Below are 8,279 nucleotides of genomic sequence, written 5' to 3'. Positions count from 1 at the left end.
AGTAGCCGCGCTTATCCTTCTCAACTATTTTAGTAGTTTTACTGTGCAATAAATCCAGAAATATCATTTATATCCCCTGAAAATTCTTGAAATGCCCCCGGTCCTGGGGGTTAAATTTTTTTGGCCCTGGGGTAAAATGGTAATTTTATGAGGTTTTAGTACTCGCTGATGAGACTGCCAATCCGTCATACGTAGCCGCAGATCTACTTGCACAGGCTGAACATGGTGTTGATAGTCAGGCCATTTTAGTTTCTACCTCAAGTGATATAATAGATAAAACTTTAGTGGAAATTGAAAAACAACTGGCCGTTTTACCAAGAGCAGACATCGCTGCTGCAGCCATTGACAACTCCTATGCGGTATTGGTGGATAACCTGGAGGCTGGCATGGCTTTTTCCAATGTCTATGCCCCGGAACACCTAATTCTTGCCACTACTGGCTATGAGGCACTTATTCCATTGATCAGCAATGCAGGCTCCGTTTTCCTGGGCAACCTTACCCCTGAGAGCGCGGGTGATTATGCGTCTGGAACCAACCATACCTTACCTACAAGTGGCTTTGCTAAAGGCTATTCTGGTGTCTCAATTGATTCTTTTGTTAAGAAGATTACCTTTCAACATATTAGCCCACAAGGTCTAAATAACATTGGCCAAACCGTAGAAGTACTGGCAGCAGCAGAGGGACTGCAGGCACACAAAAATGCAATTACCATTCGTTTACAAGCACAAGATGGATATTAATAACTTACAACGCGAAAACATTAAAAACCTTCAACCCTACTCTACTGCAAGGGATGAATATAAAGGGCAGGCCAGCGTGTACCTGGACGCCAATGAGAATGGATACGGTTCGCCATTAGCACATAACTATAACCGTTACCCGGATCCGTTGCAACTGGATGTAAAAGATGCAATCAGTAAAATTAAAGGAGTACCTATTGAAAATACTTTCCTGGGCAACGGAAGTGACGAGGCCATCGACCTCTTGTTCCGTGCTTTTTGTGAGCCCGGAAAAGACAATGTTATTGTGTTGCCGCCGACTTATGGAATGTACCAGGTTTCGGCTCAAATAAACAATGTGGAAATCCGTAAAGTGAACCTTTTGCCAAACTTCCAGTTAGACCTGGAAGGCATCGCTGAGGCGATCGATGAACACACCAAAATGATCTTTATTTGCTCGCCAAATAACCCTACCGGAAACTCCATTATCCGCACCGATATCGAGACGATTTTAGCGAATTTTCATGGCCTTGTTGTCATCGATGAAGCCTATATTAATTACGCCAAACAGAAGACCTTTATCAGTGAATTAACGGAGTATGCAAACCTGGTTATTTTGCAGACCTTTTCTAAAGCCTGGGGCCTTGCCGGACTCCGTTTAGGAATGGCTTTTGCACCCCGTCCGGTGATCGATATTTTGAACAAGGTGAAGCCACCCTATAACATTAACCAGGCTACCCAAGACCTTGCTTTGGAAGCGTTGAAAAACGTAGGCCAGGTAAACGATTGGATCAAGCAAACCGTACAGGAAAGAGACGCGTTAAGTAAGGCGCTGATGGAACTACCCATGGTGAAAACTGTATACCCTTCAGATGCCAATTTCATTCTGGTGAAAGTGGAAGATGCAGCCAAAACGTACAACGCTTTGGTAGATCAGGGCATCATCATTCGCGACCGCTCCAAAGTGGAATTATGCGAGGGCTGCTTAAGAATTACCATCGGGACCCCCGCAGAAAACAACACCTTATTACAATTCCTGAAAACGCTATAACCACACTCGTATCTAAAATGAAAAAAGTACTATTTATTGACCGGGACGGAACCCTGATTACAGAACCTGCAGATGAACAAATTGATTCCTTTGCGAAACTGGAGTTCTATCCGCAATGCTTATATTATTTATCGAAGATTGCCCGTGAACTAGATTTTGAGTTAGTCATGGTGACTAACCAGGACGGCCTGGGCACCAGTTCTCACCCAGAAGAAAACTTCTGGCCAGTGCACAACTTTATTATGCAAACGCTGGCCAATGAGGGCATCAAATTTTCTGAAGTGGTGATTGATATTACCTTCCCACATGAAAATGCGCTAACCCGGAAACCTAATACCGGATTGTTAACGAAATATTTTAATGGCGATTACGATTTAGCGAACTCCTTTGTAATTGGTGACCGCATTAACGACATCATATTGGCGAAAAACCTGGGCGCCAAAGCCATCTGGCTGGCCAACAACCTAACTTTAGGGGCGCTGGAGCAATTGCAGTCTGCTGAAGAATTAAAGGAGCACATTGGCTTGAAAACCCAAAGCTGGATGGACATCTATACTTACCTGCGTGCAGGCAGCAGAACGGTACACCATGAGCGCAATACCAATGAAACTAAAATTAGCATTGATATTGACCTTGATGGCACCGGGCAGGCTTCTATCCACACGGGTTTAAACTTTTTTGACCATATGCTTGACCAGATTGCCCGTCACGGCAGTATTGACCTGAATATCACTACCCGTGGTGACCTGAATATCGATGAACATCATACTATTGAAGATACCGGCATTGCACTTGGCGAGGCTTTTGCTAAGGCTATAGGTAACAAATTAGGACTGGAACGTTACGGTTTCTGCTTACCAATGGACGATTGCCTGGCACAGGTAGCCATAGATTTTGGTGGTCGCGCCTGGATAGTTTGGGACGCAGAGTTTAAACGTGAAAAAGTTGGCGATATGCCTACAGAGATGTTTTACCATTTCTTTAAGTCGTTCAGCGACGCTGCAAAATGCAACCTGAACATAAAAGCAGAAGGAATTAATGAACATCATAAAATTGAGGCTATATTTAAAGCATTTGCCAAAGCAATAAAAATGGCCATTAAACGCGATGCGGAAAAAATGGTGTTGCCAAGTACAAAAGGGGTATTATGATAGGAATTATAAATTATGGCGCAGGAAATATCTTCTCCCTAACCGCTGCACTGGAGCGGCTCAACATTCCTTTTGGTATGGTGAACACTGCTGAAGAACTTGATCTTTATACCCACATCATCATTCCTGGTGTGGGACATGCGGGTACTGCCATGGAAAAGCTGGTGCAGACGGGATTGGTGGAACCTATTAAGGCGCTTAAAAAACCAGTTTTGGGAATATGTGTAGGTATGCAATTGCTTACACAACACTCTGAAGAAGGAGATGCAGCAATGATGGGTATCTTCCCGCTCAAAACCAAGTTGTTTGATAAAAGAAACAACATTAAAATCCCACATATGGGCTGGAACAATGTAACCTTCAAAAACAATCCTTTATTACAAGGTGTTGATAATCAGACACAATTTTACTTTGTTCACTCCTATTATATAGAATATAATTCTAAGTTTGATGTTGCAACGGTTAACTATGGTGTACCTTTCTCAGCTGCTATTCAAAAAGACAATTTTTACGGTGTACAATTTCATCCAGAAAAATCCGGTGCTGCCGGTGAACGTTTATTAATTAATTTTTCAACTTTAAAACAATAAAATGTACATAATTCCTGCAATAGATATTTTAGATGGAAAAGTGGTTCGCCTTAGAGAAGGTGACTATAATCAAAAAACTGAGTATGATGTTTCCATCGCCGAAATGATAGCAACCTATCGCTCCAACGGGACTGAATTCATACATATTATTGACCTGAATGGTGCTAAAGGCGATTTTAGTAACCAGAAACAGCTTTTTGAGATTATCAGTAAAACAGACATGCGCGTGCAGTACGGAGGGGGTATCCGCACCATTGAACAGGTAACCAACTTGCTTGACGCCGGCATACATCGTGTGATTGTAGGTACACAAGCAATCACTAACCCTAATTTCCTGTCGGAGCTGAGCAAGGAAGTAGGCAAAAAATATGATTACGCCAACCGCATTGTGATTGCTATTGATGTATTAGACGAGGTAATCAAATATTCGGGTTGGATGGAAAGCTCGCCGATTAAATTGATGGACTACATTGATAAATGCCTGTCCCTTGGTTTCTTCCGTTTCCTATGCACTGATATCAACAAAGATGGTAAACTGGGTGGTGCAGCGGTTGACTTATATGAAAAACTGTTAAACCACAGTCCATTTATCAAATTGATTGCTTCGGGCGGAATCAGCTCGATGAAGGATATTGAGGAACTTTCTAAATTAGATATCCGTTCTGTTGTGGTAGGAAAAGCCATTTATGAAAACAGGATCACCATTGAAGAAATTAAACAATGGAACCTGCGGGCCATGTCATCTTTATAGGCCCATGTTAAGTAAACGTATCATTCCTTGTCTGGACGTTAAAGATGGCCGGACAGTAAAAGGAGTAAATTTTGTAGACCTGAGAGATGCCGGAGATCCGGTTGAATTGGCCTGGCAATATGCACAACAGGGTGCCGATGAACTGGTGTTTTTAGATATAACTGCGACCAACGAACGCCGTAAAACCATGCTGGAGATGGTAAAATCGGTAGCGAGACAACTGAACATCCCCTTTACCATTGGTGGAGGGATTACCTCCATTGCTGATGCAGAGGCTTTGCTAAATGCCGGTGCTGATAAAATCAGTATCAACTCTGCCGCAGTAAAAGACCCTTCATTAATTGAACAACTCGCCAAAGCCTTCGGCGTACAGTTTGTTGTACTGGCCGTTGACACCAAATTTGTTGGCGATAAAAACCTGGTGCATTTGAATGGTGGCCGCCTGGCAACAAGCCTGGAAACAGAAACGTGGATTAAACAGGCTGAAGACCATGGTGCCGGGGAAATCCTGTTAACCTCGATGGACCATGATGGCACCAAACAAGGTTTCGACAACAATTTATTAGCTAAAGTTTGTGCCAGCATCAACATACCGGTTATCGCTTCGGGCGGTGCTGGATCTGTGGCCGACTTTATAGACGTATTTAAAAGAACAGGGGTTGATGCAGCCCTTGCAGCTTCGGTGTTCCATTATGGTGAAATCGCCATTCCGGATTTGAAAGACGAGCTACAAAAACACAGCATACCAGTGAGGTTATGAATATAGATTTTGAAAAAAGTAATGGCCTGGTGCCTGTAATTATACAGGATTTCCAGACTTTAGAAGTGTTGATGCTGGGTTACATGAACCCGGAAGCATGGGATAAAACACAAAAGGAAGGCATTGTTACCTTCTTCTCGCGCACCAAGAACCGGTTATGGACAAAAGGTGAAAGCAGCGGAAATTTCCTGCATGTGAAAGAAACTCATTTAGACTGCGACAACGACACTTTGCTAATTAAAGTGAGCCCGGTTGGTGCCACCTGCCATACGGGTAACCGCAATTGCTTTAATACTAACTACAACCAGAATTTCATCTTTGAATTGGAAAACATTATTGCAGACCGTTATGCAAATCCTTCAGAGGCTTCCTATGTTAATAGCTTACGCCTGAAGGGCATCAATAAAATTGCCCAGAAAGTAGGTGAAGAAGGTGTAGAAACGGTAATTGCTGCTTTAAATGAAACAGAAATAGACTTTGTTAACGAAAGCTCTGACCTCATTTTCCATTTATTGGTATTATTAAAAGAAAAAGGTAAAACACTAAATGACATTGCCTTAAACCTGGAAGGCAGACATAACAAATAATGCTTAAATTATTAACAACCCTTACCGGACATCAAAACCCAGTTTACGCCCTGGCAAAGGCCGAAGATCCCAACCGATTTTACAGCGCCGGCAATGATAAAGGTGTGGTAGAATGGTCGCTGAGCGACATGGCTTTTGTGAAAGTGGTGCTGCCGGTACAAAGTTCTGTTTATGCCCTGCACCGTGTGGGGCACCTGCTGTTGGTAGGGCAGCGCAGTGGTGCGATACTGGTGTTCGACCTGAAAGAGGAAAAGCTAATCACCAGTTTAAACTTCCATCAAAAAGGGGTTTTTGATTTAAAAAGCATTGTTTCAAAAAACGAATTGTTAAGCACCGGAGAAGATGGAACAGTAGCGGTATGGTCGCTTGCCGACTTTTCCCTGCTTTACCATTTTCCGGTATTACAGAATACCATCCGCGTAATTGCCATCAGTAATGATGAAAAAGAAATAGCACTGGGTGCCAAAGACGGGCTGATCAGGATTTACAATGCAGAAGATTTTACCCCGGTAAATGTACTGCATAGCCACACCATGCCCATTACCTCGATCCAGTACGCACCTAACGGTGAATATATGATCACAGGAAGTCGGGATGCACAACTCAAAATATGGAGACTGCCCGACTATAACCTAGGTAACACCATTCCTGCACACCTTTTTAGTATCTATAGCATCGCCTTCCATCCTATTCTTCCCTATTTTGCAACCTGTAGCCAGGACAAAAGCATTAAAGTGTGGAGCAGCAGTGATTTCAAACTATACAAGATCCTGAGCATCGATAAAGGAATTGACGGTCATTTCCATTCCATCAACAAAATGATCTGGAGTGAAGACGGAAAATATCTGATATCCACAGGTGATGACCGCCAAATTAAAATCTGGGAATTCTCCTGATTCTGCTAAAAACTACTTTGTTATTATTTAGAAATGACCAACAGATTGTTTAAATTGCTTTAAACTATTTAGGATATGACAAAGCTACATGAGTACCAAACCAATTTGGTTTGGGCAGGAAACAGAGGATCAGGAACAATGGATTACCGATCGTATGACAGGAGTTTTATCATTTCAATTGATCATAAGCCTGATATTCTGGGTTCTTCAGATTCAGCATTTCTTGGCGACAAAGAGAAGCACAATCCTGAAGACCTGCTGGTGTCGTCACTTTCATCCTGCCATATGCTCTGGTATCTTCACCTGTGCTCTACAAATGGTATCATCGTTTTAGAATACAAAGATACAGCGATAGGCAGAATGCAGGAGCTTGCTGATGGCAGTGGTCGTTTTACTGAAGTTGTACTGCACCCGGAAGTGACCATTTCTGACGAATCGGCCATGGAGAAAGCACTTGCATTGCATGCGGAAGCCAACAAAATGTGTTTTATTGCCAATTCCTGCAACTTTCCGGTTACCCACCAGCCACAATGCCTGGTGGAAAGCACTTAGACAGCTAGATAAACCTTTTAATGATGCGGAGTTTGTGGGTATACCGTTGTAATTCCTTGCTATATATACCCTGATCATCGATTGGGTCTATCTTTACTTTTCCGGAAGCATGAATAATACGGTCATTTTCTAACAGAATACCTACGTGTATAATGCGTCCTTCTTCGTTATCAAAAAAGGCAACATCTCCTGGAACTGCTTCTGGAAGGAAATCTACGGTGCTGCCCATTTCTGCTTGCTGAGAAGCATCACGTTTTAAAGATATACCGGCTAATTTATACACCGACTGTACAAATCCCGAACAATCGATACCGAAGGATGTTCTACCACCCCACAGGTAAGGTGCGTGCTCATAAAATAACGCAAAATTCACGACGTCTGTCGCCGTGCGCTTACTAAAAGCCGCCAGGGGTTTGAACATCACTTCAAACCTGGTAGCGCCGATCCTGCAAAAACCATCTGCATAATGGGGAAGATTACTACTGGCAGCCAGGTAGTAGCGACTCCCATCGGGGCTTAACAAAGTATTATTGATTTGTGGTGGCGCCAGGAAGTGGCTGATTTCAGGCTGTTGAATATGCGTTACCTGTTTAAAGTCTACCCAGCCCTCGTATTCATCGTGAACGGTGCGGATATACAACCACCGATCGTTCGTTTCCTGCACCAGAACGTTATCCCCGAATAACAGTTGTGAAACAATTTCAGCCTGGTCGCTAGGCTGAGCCCTTAATGGTGCAACCGTTACCCGGCAAATTGCGTAATGATGTTCCATAATAATACCTTAAGCCAATAAAAGTAATCGTAAAATTGTTATTTTTATATAAAACCAGAAACTAGATGATAAACATTAAGAAAATAATGATTGCTGTTGATAATAGTACCTGCTCTGAAAAAGCCGCCAGGATTGGCTATGAAATTGCGAAGACCTTTGATGCGGAGGTTGCCCTGGTAAACATCATTGAACCTATACCGGCAAACGTTAATCCGGACCTTACGCTGGCGCCTGTTTTTCTGGAAACGTACGACAATAGTGAAGAAAACAGCCATGTATTGCTCAAAGAAATAGAGAAGAAATATGGCTTGGGTGATAACATCTTCAACGGTGAACATACCACCTTCATTCGCACGGCGGATCAATGGAGAGTAATCAATATTCTTCAAGAGCTTGACGTGCTTGGAGTAAGAAAGGTTTGGTGGGTTAAATGGGTCCAAAAATGCAAAT

General features: G+C 42.8%; 10 protein-coding genes and 1 pseudogene. 10 read left to right on the top strand and 1 reads right to left on the bottom strand.

Annotated elements, in window-relative coordinates:
- Positions 1 to 149: 149 nt before the first annotated feature.
- The 9 genes and pseudogenes from ACR2F3_RS11945 to ACR2F3_RS11905 all read left to right on the top strand — a co-directional run.
- Positions 150 to 740: pseudogene (locus tag ACR2F3_RS11945) on the top strand (histidinol dehydrogenase); the annotation flags it as partial.
- On the top strand, positions 730 to 1,770 hold the full coding sequence (gene hisC, locus ACR2F3_RS11940) for a histidinol-phosphate transaminase (protein WP_432710203.1): 1,041 nt from the start codon (positions 730 to 732) through the stop codon (positions 1,768 to 1,770). The pseudogene ACR2F3_RS11945 and the gene hisC, both read left to right, overlap by 11 nt.
- Positions 1,771 to 1,787: 17 nt before the next feature.
- The gene (gene hisB, locus ACR2F3_RS11935) at positions 1,788 to 2,921 is read left to right on the top strand and encodes a bifunctional histidinol-phosphatase/imidazoleglycerol-phosphate dehydratase HisB (RefSeq protein ID WP_432710202.1); all 1,134 of its coding nucleotides are present in this window, start codon (positions 1,788 to 1,790) and stop codon (positions 2,919 to 2,921) included.
- The gene (gene hisH, locus ACR2F3_RS11930; protein WP_432710201.1) at positions 2,918 to 3,511 is read left to right on the top strand and encodes an imidazole glycerol phosphate synthase subunit HisH; all 594 of its coding nucleotides are present in this window, start codon (positions 2,918 to 2,920) and stop codon (positions 3,509 to 3,511) included. The genes hisB and hisH overlap by 4 nt, the downstream gene beginning before the upstream one ends.
- 1 nt (position 3,512) lies before the next feature.
- Positions 3,513 to 4,262 carry a 1-(5-phosphoribosyl)-5-[(5-phosphoribosylamino)methylideneamino]imidazole-4-carboxamide isomerase gene (hisA, locus tag ACR2F3_RS11925; RefSeq protein WP_432710200.1) on the top strand — a complete coding sequence of 250 codons (750 nt, stop codon included), beginning with the start codon at positions 3,513 to 3,515 and terminating at the stop codon, positions 4,260 to 4,262.
- A complete protein-coding gene (gene hisF / locus ACR2F3_RS11920; protein WP_432710199.1) occupies positions 4,198 to 5,022 on the top strand; it encodes an imidazole glycerol phosphate synthase subunit HisF in 825 nt (274 codons plus the stop codon). The genes hisA and hisF overlap by 65 nt, the downstream gene beginning before the upstream one ends.
- Positions 5,019 to 5,609, top strand: a complete 591-nt coding sequence (gene hisIE / locus ACR2F3_RS11915; RefSeq protein WP_432710198.1) for a bifunctional phosphoribosyl-AMP cyclohydrolase/phosphoribosyl-ATP diphosphatase HisIE — start codon at positions 5,019 to 5,021, stop codon at positions 5,607 to 5,609. Before hisF ends, hisIE begins: the two co-directional genes overlap by 4 nt.
- Complete coding sequence (locus tag ACR2F3_RS11910) at positions 5,609 to 6,505, top strand: WD40 repeat domain-containing protein (protein WP_432710197.1); 897 nt, start codon at positions 5,609 to 5,611, stop codon at positions 6,503 to 6,505. The genes hisIE and ACR2F3_RS11910 overlap by 1 nt, the downstream gene beginning before the upstream one ends.
- A 75-nt stretch (positions 6,506 to 6,580) precedes the next feature.
- Positions 6,581 to 7,057 carry an OsmC family protein gene (locus ACR2F3_RS11905; RefSeq protein ID WP_432710196.1) on the top strand — a complete coding sequence of 159 codons (477 nt, stop codon included), beginning with the start codon at positions 6,581 to 6,583 and terminating at the stop codon, positions 7,055 to 7,057.
- 4 nt (positions 7,058 to 7,061) lie between these two features.
- Here ACR2F3_RS11905 and ACR2F3_RS11900 read toward each other — a convergent pair whose 3' ends face one another.
- On the bottom strand, positions 7,062 to 7,829 hold the full coding sequence (locus ACR2F3_RS11900) for an NlpC/P60 family protein (RefSeq protein WP_432710195.1): 768 nt from the start codon (positions 7,827 to 7,829) through the stop codon (positions 7,062 to 7,064).
- A 65-nt stretch (positions 7,830 to 7,894) separates the two neighbouring features.
- On the opposite strand from ACR2F3_RS11900, the gene ACR2F3_RS11895 reads away from it, so the two are divergent.
- The coding region (locus ACR2F3_RS11895) for a universal stress protein (protein WP_432710194.1) at positions 7,895 to 8,279 on the top strand (385 nt) is incomplete at its 3' end.

The sequence above is a fragment of the Pedobacter sp. genome (assembly GCF_045627485.1).
Classification (GTDB): Bacteria; Bacteroidota; Bacteroidia; order Sphingobacteriales; family Sphingobacteriaceae; genus Pedobacter.
Note: the sequence above shows the minus strand (reverse complement) of the source record. Positions and strands in the feature narration are given on the sequence as shown.